Source organism: Mesorhizobium sp. M2A.F.Ca.ET.042.01.1.1 (genome assembly GCF_003997405.1).
In the GTDB taxonomy this organism is placed as follows: domain Bacteria; phylum Pseudomonadota; class Alphaproteobacteria; order Rhizobiales; family Rhizobiaceae; genus Mesorhizobium.
Genome location: NZ_RZRX01000013.1, coordinates 37,027 through 51,753 on the forward strand (window position 1 = coordinate 37,027; position 14,727 = coordinate 51,753).

Below are 14,727 nucleotides of genomic sequence, written 5' to 3' on the forward strand. Positions count from 1 at the left end.
CGAGCAGTAACGCTCGGCGACTTGCGAGTTCAGCGAATTCCGGCCGATAAGAGTTCGGCTACCCGCTTGAGGGCACCATTCGTGCGAAACAAGTGGCTTACCGGCGGTATCAGTGCCAATGATGGTCTTAGGCTGAGGCTGTATTTGAACAGGCCAAGGCCAACGGCGGTCTTGCCTCTGTAGATGTGCGAAGCCGCCGACCAAAATGCGGTTTCAGCTGTTCGCCGTGTCGCTACGCGATGTAGTTCAAGAGAACGCGGAATATTTCGCCCTTCCCGACGAAAGAAGCTGTCGAAGGCTGCCTGTTGCTCCCGAAGATCCTTGAGACGATCTTCCCACAGAGCATTACTCAAATTCGCAGCGTGTAGGCGCTGAATTGCCAAGGCCGCGTGAAGGCATACAACCGATCCCATGCAGCCGAGTCTGAGGGCCATCTCCAGGTCGTCCATGTGCTTCAGCGAAGCTCGGTAATGCCCTGCTGCTTTTTGCGCCGAAGTCCTCACCAGTATTGCGTGCACCCCGGGATTCTTGCCGATTGCCTGGCAGCAGAGCTCTATATAGTCCAGCCCGGATTGAACGCTCCAGCCTTCAGGCTGGTCCGTCGGTTCGGGTGGCATTTGGCCCGCCCACGGCGTGCTGGCGCCGACAACAAAAATCGCACCAGGGTTTTGTTCGAGCGCCTCGATCCCACGCTTCAGAGATCCTGCCTGCATGAGGTCATCGGCGCACAGAATGACAAAGTAGTCCGCGCGTGCCAAGTCGATCCCTTCATTGAACGAGGCATGCGGGCCGAGATTTTCCGGATGGCAGACGAGCTCTATTCTCGGATCCGACTCAGCCAGATGTCTTGCAACCTCGACACTGTTGTCAGTCGAGGCATTGTCGATGATGACAATTCTGACCTCGGAGACACCTTGGGAGAGCACGCTGTCGACGCATTGAGGCAAATAATCCGCGTAGTTGTAGCAGGGGATTATGACGTCCACACTTGGCATCCCAGAGTCTCCAGAAACTGCTAGCCAGCAGCATGTTCACGACAAAATTTCCGACAGAAGTCGCTTGTCTTGCAGATCGAGTTGCTCCATGAAAGCGAGATTACCCGCACGGATCGCGTTTTTGATCTTCTGGGTCTCGATGATGCCCTTCTCAAATTGGGCGATAAGCACCTCGACGTCGAATGTGTCGACATGCTGGCAGTATTCATCGAGGCCCATCTCTGCCAACAGCGCGTCGTTCTTCGCCGAATATCCCAGGGAGATAACGGGTTTTTCCATCTTCAACGCGCAGACGATGTTGTGAAAGCGTGTGGCGATGACGATATCTGTCTCGGAAATCTCTTCCATCAGATCATGCAGCGAACTCACCAACCCGGTGGATACGCGTTCCGACGCAGAGCCGGCGGCGACCACGCGCAGCCGTGCAAGCAGTGCATCCACGGCCTCCATGTCGGTGGTTTCTCCCGTCAGCAATTTGACGCGATGTCCGCGTTCCAGCAGATGGGTGACGAACTGTGCCAGTTTATCCAGATAGAGATCGAAGATTGCCCCGCCGTCGTGAGCAAATCCGTACCAGCCATCGTATTTCATCACCCCGAGGCCGACGGTCAGGACGCCGGTTCTTGAACTGACCGAGGTCGACTCCGCCGAATTGGCCGGCTTCGGGGTAGGCAGTTTGAAAACGACGTCGGGATAAACCGCGTCGTTCTCCACGTCCAAACCCGCATTCCGCATGAATTCCTTCGAGCGGGCGTCGCGGTAGGATCGATAATGCGCCAGCTTCGCGGCCGAGACCATCAGCCATCGGCTGACGGGATGGCCAATAGGACCGGCTCCTATGCTGGCAAAGGCCACCTTCGTGCCTGACATCCGTGCTGCGAAACACCACATCAAGATATCAAGAGGCATCCCATGCGGCGGCTCACCGAAGTCGTCAAGAATTCCCGTTCCGGGAATGATCATGACGTCGGCGCGCCGGATATCTCGGAATGCCTTGGCGAGGTTGCGAACCCTCCCTAATACCTTGAGAGGAGTCCTGACAATCTTATGCGATAGCTCACCAAAGCGCCCGGATCGCCGGATTGGAATGGCGGGCATTCCAAGTGAGTCCCTGATGGCGGAGGGGTCGGTGCATATGCAAAAAAGCCTCGCATCGGGCCGCTCGCGGCGGAGGAACTCCACCATTGCAAGAAGCGATCCTTCATTGCCGAAATTGTTGCTTCCAAAATTCCCGAAGAGGGCAATTGTGGAAGTCGTGCTTGCCGGGCGTTCCTTGCGGGACAACCAACCTCGCGTGGCAGCGGGCGTCGTCGCCGCCAGATCGTCTACATGGATGTCGGCGCATGTGTTCATCTAGATTCCGTTAGCGCGAATTCTCAAGGCGCTTCGCGCCGAAAGAGGTCAGGCGACGCTTTCATGTCCTGGCAATGATGCATGTTGGTCGAGATACATTGAACGCTGCAGCGCAGATAGTAACCCCAAAACTCAATGTAAGAGCGCGGTCACGTTGTCGGCTATTTGCCAATTTTGATGCAGCACGGCTACCACTTTTGGATAACGCCTAATATGGGATGTATTTCGTGCCTCGAAACATCGGACTTCGATGGACACGCCTTGGGCAATTAGGTGGAATTTTGTTCCTACCGCGCCTGCAACAGGCTTCTCCAGCGCTGCAGAAAGCGCTCTTTCGAGGCGCGTGAGGCGACCTCGCGCAGCTCGCGGCTAGTCTTCGCTTTCTCGGCTGAGCTTCGTGAAAGCGCATTCCGCATTGCCTGTCCGATTGCGGCCACGTCCTTGGGTGGTACTTGTAAGCAGACGCCGTCTACGGCTTCCACCAATGCGCTGCCTTCGGAGACGATCGGGAGCAGCCCCATATAGGCGGCCTCCAAAGCGGGCATGCCGAACCCTTCGAGGAGGCTCGGCAAAACGAATGCCTCGGCGTGCGCGTAGAGCCAGCGCAACTGGCTGTCAGGAACGTACCCCGGCATCACAACTCCCGGTATCGATTTCGCAAGATCAAAGATCTTCTCACGTCCGTCGCCTCGCGGACCGCAAAGAACGTATTGCACACCTTGCTCGCGGAACCTGCAGTCCCGATACGCCTCGAGCGCAGCGATCTGGTTCTTGCGTGTTTCAAAAGCGCCGACAGTCAAGAAGAACCGCCCGTCGATACCTGAAAGGGGCTCCAGGGGTCCGTCAAACAAGCCTGTACGCACGTATAGCGGAATGGTGGTAAGAAATCGAAAGTTTAGCCCGTAGAGGGAAACGAACTTATCCTTTGACCAATCGCTGACGAAAACAATCCCGGGTCTTTGTCTGCGAATTTTTTCGTACGCAATACGATAATTCGCAACCGTCACGGCGTCATACAGGAAGCTATGACTCAAAGGGCCTACGTCATGGCAGAGCACGATATCTTTTTCAGTCAGCTCTGATCTCAGCACAAAGAGCGGATCGAGAAAGACCTTGGTGTCGTGGTCGGCGGTCTTGCCGCCGATCAAGAAGTGTCGGCTGTCCTTGAGCCAACTGATTTCCAGCATCATCAGCCTGGCGGCGATCTTGCGCGCCAGCCCCTCGGGGGCAAACGCGCCAAGTCGCCAATATCGAACCCGAGCGTGTTCCGGGACGAACTCCTGGCAAAGGTCTTTGGCGATGTGCCAAGCACCGGTCCTGTTCAGAATCGATAGCGAGTTTTCAAAGAGCAGCCGACCTGCGGCTGCGCCGGCGAGTGGTGTGGGGCTAGCCGCCGCAATAGTTGTCTTCTCGACAATGCCCCGACTGTGGGAAAGATGCAGCAAGTTGCAACCCGAACAATAGCTTCAAACCGGTGGCGACTTTCAGTTCGCCTCAAGCTATCGGTCAATAGTCCTTCGTCAATGAGACTCGTGGATCGAGGGCTCGTCCAAAAGGGGGAGACGTGTCTAAGCTGATCGGATGTTGGTGTTCGGGTCGGTCGGAAACCAGGAAGCGATTTCACCATCCTCCATCGTAGCCTTTTGCAGAAAGTTGCCGATCATTGTGGGATCTACCCTATGCAGTCTGCCATGAGAGGATGCTACGCCGATGTCAGTCGATCGTTTCATGGCCGTGGACGGCCGCAGCATGAGACAGGATAGGCTCTATAAACCCGATATCGATGCCGAGCGTCATCGGTCCGGCACCTTGGGCGGCTCGCTCACGACCAAATAGGATGAGCCGTTCGCGATCGAGAGCCGCGATGTTGCATTTCCCCAGGTGTCGTTGGAGCATATCGAGGGCGGCGGCCTTGGAGCGGCGAGGAGACTTGCCTACATCGCAGATGTCGCCGATATGGACGTCGATGAGTTCCCCGAAAGTTTTAAGGCGCGCTACACGAGACTTGGTCGGTGTCTCGTCGCGCTCCGTGTGCACTGAGAGATCGAAACTTGGCGAAAAGGGTCGTATTCTGGCGCAAATTCGTGTGCACTCGGCAGGTCCTAAGAAACTGAGTTAAATTGAAAAATGATGAAAAATCAAGAGCATAGGGTAGCCGTTGCGCCCATGATGGATTGGACGGACAATTAAGCAAAACCAGCCACTTACGAGAGGTCGTGTGCAAAAATCGCACACGAAAGTTCTGCTTCTCTTCTTTTTTCGTTCTCACGACAGAGCCGCCGACAGTCCTTGTCGGACGCACTTTTTGGCGACGAAATTGGCCGCTCGGTCGCGGGCGTTCGCTACGATATCCGCGGGACCTTAGTGCCCGGTGCGGCGTCCAAGTGCTTGTGCGGGAGGCATCGAGGGCTTGGTCTCTGAGGGCATCAGCCAGTCAGTCATTCCGGCCCTCAGGAAATCGGTGCCACCATTCCCTTTCCAGCCGCCTGCCGCCAAGTCGCCGGCCCGTGTCCGCGGCGCGTCATGCGCAGCCTGGTGCTCGGCGACGAATGCAGTTTCGGGCATCCGCTGGGCGGCCTCGGCGAAGCAGCAAGAGCCGTTTCCAGGTGACGGCTGTGGTCCTCGTCGAGCATGGCCGTGGCCTGCTTCACATGCAGGCGGAGGGCGGTGCTCGACGTCGCCGCGTTGGCAGTCGGTTCGGGCCAGGCCAGCCCTGCCTTCATTGGAATCTGCTGAAAACCTTGTATTGCCACGAGTGCTGCGCTGCCGGCCGCGACGATCGGAACCTGCAGTTCACAAACTACGCCGCGGCGCCAGAGCAGCGGAAACGTTGGACGCCTTGTTTCGTAAGGCCCAGGGCTTGGTCCCCGTCGCCGCTGGTACATCCGCAGTCGGCGACGGAGGTCGGGAGTGGCCGGCAGGCTGGCGGGGACGGCCAGCAAGCGCGGAGCCTAGCCGGCGAAGGCTCGGAAACAGTACATGGCGCCGCTTGTATAAATATACGTCTCTGCTGAGAGGATCGGCACTCATTCGTTGGCAGTAGGCCGGAATCGCTGGGCCGTCAGCGAGGCGCACTCGCCGATAAGGCGGCCCGGCGGTTCCGTTGGGTAGGTTGATGGATGACCGCCGGGCCTAACCGGCGCTGGGTGTCGAGGGCGAACGCGGCGCCGGCTGGCGAAACAATACGCCCCGACCGAAGTAGTAGGCACGTATCCATAAGGACGAACCTGGGAGTAGCTTAACTTCGCGCTCTTTCAGCTGTCTCATCTCGGGACCGAATTGCTGGCCGAATTACTGGCAAGGGATCTTTTCACATTGCGATTGTCTGCTCAGCCAGCGCGAAAGCCAGGATCACCGAAATGCATATACTCGGCGCCGCTGCAGATCGAGGATGTGCGGATCGACGAGAACGGTGATGTGACCGTCTCGACCATTGCTGACGACATCTACTCGAAGAATTCCACTCAGCGCTATCAGATCACGCTGACCGAAGCCGAAGTCAGCCTTCTCTCCCGCGGCGCCAAACGGCGCTTTCGAGTATGACGCTCGCGAACAAGTCGCGACTTAGGCAAGATTCCATGCGGCACCATCAGGATGCGCGGGTGTGACCGAGATCGAGGTCGAAGCCGTCGGCATGCCAAACTTTGGCAATAGCGGCGCTTGGGCCGCATGTGAGACGACAGCCGGGCGTACCTCGGTCCTGGCCGTCGGCTGCGGCATGACGGTGCGCCAGTTCGCCAAGCTGCCCCTGAATAGCCAGTAAGCCGTGCAGAAGGCTATCTGACGCTGATGGCGGCATCGTCCCAGGCGGTTCGTGCTGCCCCAGTGCCGGACCGCACCGGTGAGCTCGCGCTCGGATCAGGCGGTCGGAATCGCCGGGCCTCTGACAGTTACGTACGGCAAAGCACGCCAGATCGATACCGAAGATTGGTTCTCAGTCCGGCATCGTTATCACCTGGCGCTAGGCGATATTCGCAAAAGCTCGCCTAAGCGGAGCGGCAGGTAAGGTGACACATGCAACTCGGCACAGCTGCCTTTCCATCGGTGGAGATATTGGGCGACTGGAATGCCGCTCCGACCAGGCCAGCGATTGAGTGCGCCAACGGCCTCGACGGATTGTGGAACCCGCTCGTATTCCGCTAGAATGGTCAAGGACATCGCTTGTGCGAATGGATTGAGCCTTGGAACTTCGATCTCATTGCGGTGGCCGGCAAACCAAGCTGCAGGATCGCCGAGGCCCTGCGAGTCGGCGAGGGCCTCATAGCTTTTGATGATGTTCCGGCGGTATTCGGCAATGGCATCGCCGAAGGCGTTATCTCCAGCGAACGGCGGGTCTTGTTTTCAGCTCTTCGCCAGGCGCCTCAGGCCCCGCAGGGAGAAGGCCTCCACCATTGCTTCCTCCAGCCATTGGCAAGGCGGCGCAGGCTTGGCATCGGCCTGCCAGCTGTTGGCAAAGACATGGCCGAGCTCATGCCCGAACTGGTAGGCAAGCTTTGACCAATCGCGTTCGCCGATATCGACTATGGTCCATGCCATCCCGCTGCCGTCGGGGTGCAGCCAGATGGCGGGTGGACCGGTGGTATGCTCCTCGACACGCAGTCGCGTCGGCTGGCGATCGGAGAGAAGGAGCACACCGTCGAAACAGGCTTGCCGCATACGTTCGACGACCTGAACGGCTGCTCCTTCCAGCATGCGTCCCCAGTCGCCGGCGAGCTCGATTGGGGCAGTAGCGAGGGTCGGCCGCGGGCCGGCCTGGTTAAACTGGGAGCGCATGGCCGCCTGGAACGTCCTCCAACCACCCGAATGAGCCAACGATGCCGATGCCAGCGCGCCGGCGACCGATCCGACGAGCGAAGCCAGCAAATCTCGTCGCCGCAACTTTTGGCCTGGAGCCACCATGTTCATCGAACCTGTATTTGTCCCGCTCGGCGAAAAATGGAAGCCCCCCCAGCTTGTTCCGCAGTCATTTGAAGGTCTAGGTTGCAGGCCGGCGTGTTGGCTAGGGGCGTAAGGTGGGCGAGGCGATATTCTCCAAATCCTACGCTGGAGATGCTCTCTCAAGCTGGGAGATCGCCCACGAACTCTCAGCGAGCGTGGATGGTGACGCTCTGGTCGTTCGCGACAGCATCCGCTATGATTGGCATCTTCTACGCCTCTACGACCCGGCCTTTCTCTATCGAAAGGTTCGTATGAGGTGCGTTGTCAAATTCCTCCCCACGACAACCACCAGTTTCTATATCCATCATTATGGTGGGCTGGACATTGCTGAAATTGCGTCCGACGGCACGATTGTGAACAGGGGTGTCGGCACCGACCTTTCGGCCAATGCACTTGCGGACGGCGCATTTGAGGTCGACGCGACCTTCCTGAGCCGTCACGGGTCACTCTCTATAGGCTGTTCCAAAAACGGCGGTGGGGTCTATGCCGGAACCGGACTTGAGCAGTTTGCGCTGCTGAGTGTTCTTGTTGAAACGTTTGACGCCTACGGCGAGCTATCCCGCACGCCGGCGGATGAACGGATCACCCTCGTCGATGTTGGCGGTCAGGGAGGGCTGCAACTCAAATGGATGCTGCGGGCCGAGGAAATCACGCCTGTCGTCTTTGAGCCCCTGGCGTCAGAGGCCATGGCGATTCGCCAGACGCTCAGCCGGATACCTGGTGCACAAGTGGTCGAAAAGGCGCTGGCAAATACATCTGGCCCGCAAAAACTGTTCGTCACCGCCGGATCCTTTTGCTCATCGCTGCGAGAGCCTAATTTCGAGATACTGCAGCACTACCCTGTGGGTCGGGTCTTTGAAGTCGTCGGCACACAACAGGTCGAGTGCGTCCGGTATGACGAATTGTTCCGCGCAGGCGTGGTTCCGACGCCGGATGTCATAAAGATAGATGTCCAAGGCTTCGAGTACGAAGTTCTGCTTGGTTTTGGGCATCTTTTGGAATGCTGCCTGGCTATCGAGCTGGAAACCCATGTCGTCCCAATCTATCGAGGGCAGAAGCTGCTCGGTGACATAGTCGACGTTCTTGGCGATTTCGGTTTTGCCTTGCGCCAGCTCACGCAAGTAAATCACTTCGATGGCGATGCGGTCGAGTTCGACGCGCTTTTTACCAAGAGGCGCGACAGGATTGCTGCGCTCGCGTCGCCAGCAAAGAAAAAATTTGAGGTTATCGGCGAAGCCTTGGGGGTTCCACCGTATCGGTGAAGGCGGCGCAAAACTCTTGGAGATTGACGTCCTGGCCGATGCAGCCATCGACGGCGATGCCAAACCACTCGATATCTAACGGGCACGCCTATGTCTTCCGCTAGCCTCTCCCTGGCTTCAAGACGCTCAGCACTCGCTTGTAGCGTTCCAGATTGCCCCCGCTTTGTAAATGGATCGCATCCCCTTCCGACGAGTAAGGAAGGGAGCCGGTAGGATAAAAAGGGTCTGTCTCGGTCGGTGAATTCCATATGAAAATGGGAATTCGGCGAGAAGCAAAATATAGAGACAGGACTATATCGTCGCTATGCCGGCAGTCCATGTCGCTCGAAGTGTTGCGGACATACTCCAGGAAGTCGTCGCCAACGCATGCAGGAGGATAGAGGACCGTGCCGAATCCTTCGAACATCGCTACCTGCATTTCCCCGTATTTAAACGTAATGCTGCCGTCTGGATTGAAGTCCCCGCCATGCCGTGCCAGAATGCGATATTCAGTATCGCGGTGTCCTTTGCAGAGCAGCGCAAGCTGATTTTTCGGATAGGCAAAGTCGTCGTCTACCGACCATATGTAGGTCTCCTTCTCGTTGCCATGGCGCAGCAGGGTCGGAGCGATCTTTGTGACCGGGCCGTAATCGTCGGTGCGAAATATCTTCACCCGCTCCATTTCGGTGAGCCATGCCGGCACGGTGTATGGCTCATTAGTACGCACACATACATATGGAACATTCAACTCGACATGCTCGACAGCAACAGTCTGGCCGAGCACGCTCTCAAGCGCCGGACCAATTCGATCAATTCGCGAGGGAATGGTGGTCATCGAGGCGATTATTCGCATAGCCTTTCCTGTATTTCCGAACGGACCGCTACGCCGCTGCTTTTATGTCGGCTGCAGTTTCACTTCTTGTCCGTCGCTATTCGATCCGAAAGTTGCTCGTCGTCCACGATCACCAGCGGCGGCATGCAGAGGTAGGCCTGCATCGAGCCATATGCGGCGCACATCGCGCAGTCGATGCCGGTATCATCGATGATTACGTCCGTCCCAGGGAATGCGATGAGGCGGTGTCGCAGCGGCAGGCACTTTTCCAGGAGAATGCGCGCGCCTCTTGGCGTGATCGTGTAGGCTTGCAGCCCAAACGAATGCTCGGTCCGGATGAGCGATCTGGGGAACTTGTCGGACTGAAACAGCGCAGTTCTGTTGGTGTAGCGACGATCGTAGAACTCCAGCTTGGCTTTCGAAAAGCCAAAGTCCAACCAGAGAAAAGACGGATCGATAACATAGCCCCATTGTATCATGTCCCAGCCGGTCGGCGCCCGGGACATGATCTCTGCGGATTCCTCGATAAATCGAAACGATGCTCGGACGTCGTCCTCAAAGACGGTTATCGTCCTGTTTTCCGATACCGCACGCTTCCACAGATCGATGTGAGACAAAGCGCATCCCAGCGTCCCCGGCGGGTACCGACAATCCCCGGTGATCAGGCCTTCCTCCATGAGCGCGGCCCTGTCCAAGGAGGTGCCGTCAACGCCCGATATGCGAGCCGTATTGTGCATCAGGTGCCAGTTGTGACTCTGATACCGGTTCCAGCGATCGACGCTGCGGTCAAGATTGATCAGATGGATCTTCAGCGAGTCCGGTAGCTCGGGCCGCGCCAGCAGCGGAGCGGGCGCCGGGGCCGTTGCGTTAAGCAATTGCGGCGCGTCGCCCGCGTCGCGCAAAAGCTCTCTTGCCCGTTCGATCCCGCCGCTGACATGGTATTCGTGATCGCCGAAAGTAATGTAGCCGTAGACCTGCCGGTTATCGATGTACTGGACGATGCCGGCCCTCCTGGCACTGTCGGCGAATACGACATATTCGTAGCGCGATGTGCCGTCGTCATAGGTCAGTTCGGTCAGCACATCGGCGCGTACAAGATAGGTGCAGTGCACGAGCGGCATCTCGATAACGCCGCGTACATAGCGGTTGAGCACCCAGCCATATTGGTCGCATTGTTGATAATATCCGTTCGCATCGACCTCGGCGTGATAGTTCGAATAGTATTGGCCTGGCGAGATGGAGCGCAGCAGAGGCGCGACGATCGGCAGGTTCAGCGCGACAAGCTCCCGCAGCGTCGCCGGCCGCACGAAATTGTCGACGTCGACGACGAAATAGAAGTCGCAATTGTGCTCGAGGGTTTTCCGCAGGCTGATGTTGCGGATTTGGCCAAGCACCTTGAAGCGTGTCTCGTTCCATTCGTGCTCGCGAAACTGCTCGACCCGGTCATTGACATCCGAAGTGTCGAGCTCGACCGCCGCATAAAGGTGGCCGACGCGCTCCAGCCACTCGCGCAGGATCTGCTCGGTCTTGTCGGTGTTGTTGTTGGTGCGGATGTAGAGGACGATCGATTCTCTCGGGTAGTCGAGCGACTCGATGCACGCCAGGTAAAGCGGCAGCGCTGGCTCTTTCTGCTTGGCCAATATTGCGACCAGGACACGCGGCACGACCTCCAGCCGCGAGCGCAACGATCGCTGCGCAATCAGCGCGTGCTGCTCGACCAGGCTTTCCGCGCCAAGTCTTCCCAATACTGCTGGCTCGCGGATCTCGAGCTTCTCGGTCGCGAAACGCGCATTGGCCACCACCCGCTTCAGCATGTCCGGCGGCAATTTGTCGGAGGCAAGCAGCTTCAGGCACGCGTCGAGCGACTCGCGATACGCGCCCGCCCAATACGCGTTGACCGAAAACTCGTCGAGCAGCCCGTAGTCATAGACCCAGGGCTGGACGAAGAGGCCGGTCGGCTCGGTGAGGTCCAGGCCGCGACGCGCGAATTCCTGTCCTCGCGCGTTCCGGCCGTGGTTGCGGCAGTAGAGGCTTGCCGCGTGCAGCGCCTCTCCGCGTGCCGGCACTGTCTGGGTCGCGCGCTCATAGATCGCGACGACCTCTTCGAATGGCTTGCCGAGCGCCGCCATCAGGTTCCCGGCCTCGAGCAGGCTCACATAGACCTCCTCGTTCCAGAAACCCAGCTCTGCTCGCTTCAGATACTGTTCCAGCGCCTTCTCGCGTTCACCGAAATCGCGATAGCTTTGCGCGAGATAGAAGGTGTAGCGCGATATCAGGAACGGATCGGTCTCGGTTGCGAGCACGTTCTCCAGCACCGCAGCATCATCCTGGTATTTTCGTGGGTTTTGGCTGCGCGCTCCCCCACGTCCCGTGGTAATGCGAAATCCCTCGGCATTCTGGCGTGTGATGGGGCCAGGCGGAGCCTCGAGATATTCGTGCAGCACACCCTTGAAGGAAAAGGGTAAGCGGTTGCGGCAGATCTGCGGGCGATAGAACGAGATATTTCCATGGCACACTTCGACATCGTAGAGATCGTGTTCCATCCGGGACTTGAACACGGCTGGCTCGAAGTCGCGATCCAGGATCAGCGTATCGTCCGCATCGATGATCATCGCATAGTCGACGGTCTGCACTTCACGCAGCCGCTCAAGGGCGAAGCTGCGATTATAGGCAAAATCCCGCCATGGCTCGTCGATGACGGCTCCGTGGACATTGTTCTGCGCGAGAAAGCCTCTGATGAGGTCTTGCGTGCCATCGGTGGAGCCCGTGTCCACGATGAGCACATAATCGACAAGCGGCAGCGCGCTGGCGAGGCATTGCAGGATGACCTTCGCCTCATTCTTGACGATCATGCACAGACCGATGGTGCTCACGCCAATCCCCGCCGACCCAACTATAGTTGCACCCCTGCACCATCCAGGACAGCAATCCTTTCAGATGAAGATTCATCGAGCCTTCATGCGCCATCGCCCTAAAGCCTCAGCCATTTGTATGATGGTGCTCAATTTTTCGCGAGCGAAATGGCCGTATTTAAGCCCCGGTTTTTCAACGGGTTCGGACCCCAGAGTTGCTATTTCGATGGCGCCTGGCGAGGCTCTGTCAACCGAGTTTCTATTCATAAAGTGTAAACCAAGCCATTTACAATTTTATAAATTTCGCATCTACTAATATCTAATGCAACTGAGAGTAGCTGCGGATTAGGCGGGAGGGGCTGCCGGTCCGCACGTGTCCGCGAAGCGAGGAAACGAACTGGGAGCAAAGCCACTTCACCCCCGAGTGGGTTGGTGCTTGTGGTGAGCGAACGTTCCCTCGATTGGCCTGAAATCTGTATTCCAGGCCTTGATCTCCCAGGTGATATTCGTGCCAGCGGTCGGCTCCTTGCATTTCTCGTCGAGATATCTCGGCACGCGTGATGGAGTTGACAGTGGTTCGGTTAGTATCGCCCACCAAGCGGCGTCGCGTCGAAGCGGGTTCGCGCTTCGACATGCCCCAGGCTCATTCGAGCCAAGCTGCCCGCCGCCCCGGTCGCTCTGCCACCGGTAGCCACTTGCCCTCAGGGCATCCAGGCACGGGAGCGCCTTCATGAACTTGGACGATCTTTTGTTCCCGCTACCGTGGTCAGCCGGGCCTGGCTGCGACTGCTCGGCTGCTGACTGAAACCCAAAGCTACGAAACGACAGAACGGCGGCGCGAGCCGCAACGGATCGAGGAGGACGTGATGAGCTATACAGCAGGCTTTGCCGTCATGGATGTTGCTGTTCGGGGTGTCTTGCCCATCGGCGACGATACCGAGAACGTGACGTATTTCGTGCTCGACATGGCCAAGAGTGCCATCGTCGGTCAAGTCAACCTTCCCAAGACGGTCAAGCGAAGCCTCGCTGTCTCCCTTAACGTCAAGGTCCCGAGCACCGCCGGCGCGTTGGCGATCGGCACGTTTGACGACGGCGGCAATTTCCAGGTCGCTAGCTTCCTGCGCGTGGAAACACCTGTCGTTCCTCGGCCCGACGGTGCTGTCGGGCCGGCAGCGAGGTGATCGCGTCCAATCCCATTGCCACCTCTCGCCTGCCAAATCGGTGGGCGGATTCCCCTTTGAATTGAATTCGAAGCCACAGGAGCCAGCTATGGCCCGCGCCTCTGAAATTCTTTTTGTGGATCCCTCAGTCTCCGACCGGCAGACTGTTCTCGGCAATTTGAGGCCGGAAGTCCGGGCCGTCCTGCTGGATGATCGCCGGCCGCCGGCGCAGCAGATTGCCGCTGCCCTCGATGGCCACAAAGGGCTCGACGCCGTTCACGTCATGGCCCACGGCGTACCGGGATGCGTCCAATTCGCTGCAGGAGAATGGTCTGCCGCTACGTTTAAGGAAGGCGGCGAGGACTTTGCCGCCATTGGCAAAGCGCTCGCCGCGGATGGCCAACTGCGGCTGTGGAGCTGCGCAACGGCATTGGGTAATGTCGGCGAAAAGTTCCTCGAGGCACTGGAAGAAGCTGTAGGCGCGGACATTCGTGCATCGAGGTCGCTGGTTGGGGCGGCGAATCTGGGGGGGTCCTGGGAATTCCCGCAATATGCGACCTCGCCCTTGCCACCAATAACTTCAGCAGGCGTAGAGGATTACTCAGGGGTACTAGCATCGGGTGATCTTACACTTGCGGGTTTTACAGATGCTGGCAGCAGTAAAAGTATTAATACCTACTATCTTATTGATACAAATAATACAGCAACCGTTGCTGACGATACGATCGTCGGAACGTTTGTTCTTAATTCCTCAGCTAACGGCGTGGCGCCGTTTTTTGCCGTCACCATAACGGTTCCGGATATTACTCATACTTATCTTATATATGATTCAGGCTTTCGCCAATACGGCACGCTGGATCCGGTCGCCGACGCTGACCCCGGCACTCCGGGCGACCAACCAGGTTACAGTTTCAGCACCACGACCATCAACAACGTCGGCGCTCCGGGCAACGATGGCAATCACTTCAATGGTGGCCTTTTAACAATCGCAAGTTCTGGCTCCCAGGGGGCAACGGGCCCAGCGGGTGCGACTGGCGCTACGGGCGCAACCGGAGCAACCGGTGCTACGGGCGCAACCGGGGCCACGGGCGCAACGGGTGATACGGGTTCGACCGGTTCCACGGGATCGACGGGGTCGACTGGATCCACTGGTTCGACAGGTGCGACCGGCGCGACTGGTGCCACGGGTGCAACCGGGGCAACAGGCTCGACTGGAGCGACAGGCACGACCGGAGCGACCGGTGCCACGGGTGCAACCGGGGCAACAGGCTCGACTGGAGCGACAGGCGCGACCGGAGCGACCGGTGCTACGGGCGATACAGGTGCTACAGGGGCCACCGGCGCCACAGGCGCAAC

At 58.2% G+C, this 14,727-nt stretch carries 13 protein-coding genes; 5 read left to right on the plus strand and 8 right to left on the minus strand.

Features of this window, described 5'->3' with window-relative positions; all coding sequences use genetic code 11:
* Positions 1-29: 29 nt before the first annotated feature.
* From EOA23_RS03845 to EOA23_RS35485, 5 genes are all read right to left on the minus strand, one after another.
* A complete protein-coding gene (locus tag EOA23_RS03845; RefSeq protein WP_126060801.1) occupies positions 30-995 on the minus strand; it encodes a glycosyltransferase family A protein in 966 nt (321 codons plus the stop codon).
* 36 nt (positions 996-1,031) lie between these two features.
* Positions 1,032-2,348, minus strand: coding sequence for a polysaccharide pyruvyl transferase family protein (locus EOA23_RS03850; protein WP_127302933.1), 1,317 nt, complete (start codon positions 2,346-2,348; stop codon positions 1,032-1,034).
* 287 nt (positions 2,349-2,635) lie between these two features.
* The gene (locus tag EOA23_RS03855) at positions 2,636-3,793 is read right to left on the minus strand and encodes a glycosyltransferase (RefSeq protein ID WP_245473979.1); all 1,158 of its coding nucleotides are present in this window, start codon (positions 3,791-3,793) and stop codon (positions 2,636-2,638) included.
* A 268-nt stretch (positions 3,794-4,061) separates the two neighbouring features.
* Entirely contained in the window at positions 4,062-4,385 is a 324-nt protein-coding gene (locus EOA23_RS03860; RefSeq protein ID WP_189341486.1) for a hypothetical protein, read from the minus strand.
* Between the two features lie 413 nt (positions 4,386-4,798).
* Positions 4,799-5,071, minus strand: coding sequence for a hypothetical protein (locus tag EOA23_RS35485; protein ID WP_145966394.1), 273 nt, complete (start codon positions 5,069-5,071; stop codon positions 4,799-4,801).
* A gap of 556 nt (positions 5,072-5,627) precedes the next feature.
* On the opposite strand from EOA23_RS35485, the gene EOA23_RS03865 reads away from it, so the two are divergent.
* On the plus strand, positions 5,628-5,891 hold the full coding sequence (locus EOA23_RS03865) for a hypothetical protein (RefSeq protein ID WP_127302934.1): 264 nt from the start codon (positions 5,628-5,630) through the stop codon (positions 5,889-5,891).
* Positions 5,892-5,952: 61 nt separating this feature from the next.
* Positions 5,953-6,111, plus strand: coding sequence for a hypothetical protein (locus EOA23_RS35555; RefSeq protein ID WP_189341487.1), 159 nt, complete (start codon positions 5,953-5,955; stop codon positions 6,109-6,111).
* A gap of 578 nt (positions 6,112-6,689) precedes the next feature.
* Here the strand turns inward: EOA23_RS35555 and EOA23_RS36305 are convergent.
* The gene (locus EOA23_RS36305) at positions 6,690-7,211 is read right to left on the minus strand and encodes a hypothetical protein (protein WP_245473980.1); all 522 of its coding nucleotides are present in this window, start codon (positions 7,209-7,211) and stop codon (positions 6,690-6,692) included.
* A gap of 149 nt (positions 7,212-7,360) precedes the next feature.
* On the opposite strand from EOA23_RS36305, the gene EOA23_RS03875 reads away from it, so the two are divergent.
* Positions 7,361-8,548 carry an FkbM family methyltransferase gene (locus tag EOA23_RS03875; protein ID WP_127302935.1) on the plus strand — a complete coding sequence of 396 codons (1,188 nt, stop codon included), beginning with the start codon at positions 7,361-7,363 and terminating at the stop codon, positions 8,546-8,548.
* 100 nt (positions 8,549-8,648) lie between these two features.
* Here EOA23_RS03875 and EOA23_RS03880 read toward each other — a convergent pair whose 3' ends face one another.
* Positions 8,649-9,362 carry a hypothetical protein gene (locus EOA23_RS03880; RefSeq protein ID WP_127302936.1) on the minus strand — a complete coding sequence of 238 codons (714 nt, stop codon included), beginning with the start codon at positions 9,360-9,362 and terminating at the stop codon, positions 8,649-8,651.
* Between the two features lie 77 nt (positions 9,363-9,439).
* A complete protein-coding gene (locus tag EOA23_RS03885; protein WP_127302937.1) occupies positions 9,440-12,232 on the minus strand; it encodes a glycosyltransferase family 25 protein in 2,793 nt (930 codons plus the stop codon).
* Between the two features lie 845 nt (positions 12,233-13,077).
* Here EOA23_RS03885 and EOA23_RS03890 point away from each other — a divergent pair.
* Together EOA23_RS03890 and EOA23_RS03895 are read left to right on the plus strand one after the other, a co-directional pair.
* The gene (locus EOA23_RS03890; RefSeq protein WP_127302938.1) at positions 13,078-13,392 is read left to right on the plus strand and encodes a hypothetical protein; all 315 of its coding nucleotides are present in this window, start codon (positions 13,078-13,080) and stop codon (positions 13,390-13,392) included.
* A gap of 88 nt (positions 13,393-13,480) precedes the next feature.
* Positions 13,481-14,727: DUF4347 domain-containing protein (locus tag EOA23_RS03895; RefSeq protein WP_127302939.1), on the plus strand; the 1,247-nt coding region annotated here is incomplete at its 3' end.

Bases quoted from the DNA above. Each gene is read 5' to 3' on its own strand.
- EOA23_RS03845 (WP_126060801.1), bottom strand. From the start codon at position 995: ATGCCAAGTGTGGACGTCATAATCCCCTGCTACAACTACGCGGATTAT.
- EOA23_RS03850 (WP_127302933.1), bottom strand. From the start codon at position 2,348: ATGAACACATGCGCCGACATCCATGTAGACGATCTGGCGGCGACGACG.
- EOA23_RS35485 (WP_145966394.1), bottom strand. From the start codon at position 5,071: ATGAAGGCAGGGCTGGCCTGGCCCGAACCGACTGCCAACGCGGCGACG.
- EOA23_RS03880 (WP_127302936.1), bottom strand. From the start codon at position 9,362: ATGACCACCATTCCCTCGCGAATTGATCGAATTGGTCCGGCGCTTGAG.
- EOA23_RS03890 (WP_127302938.1), top strand. From the start codon at position 13,078: ATGAGCTATACAGCAGGCTTTGCCGTCATGGATGTTGCTGTTCGGGGT.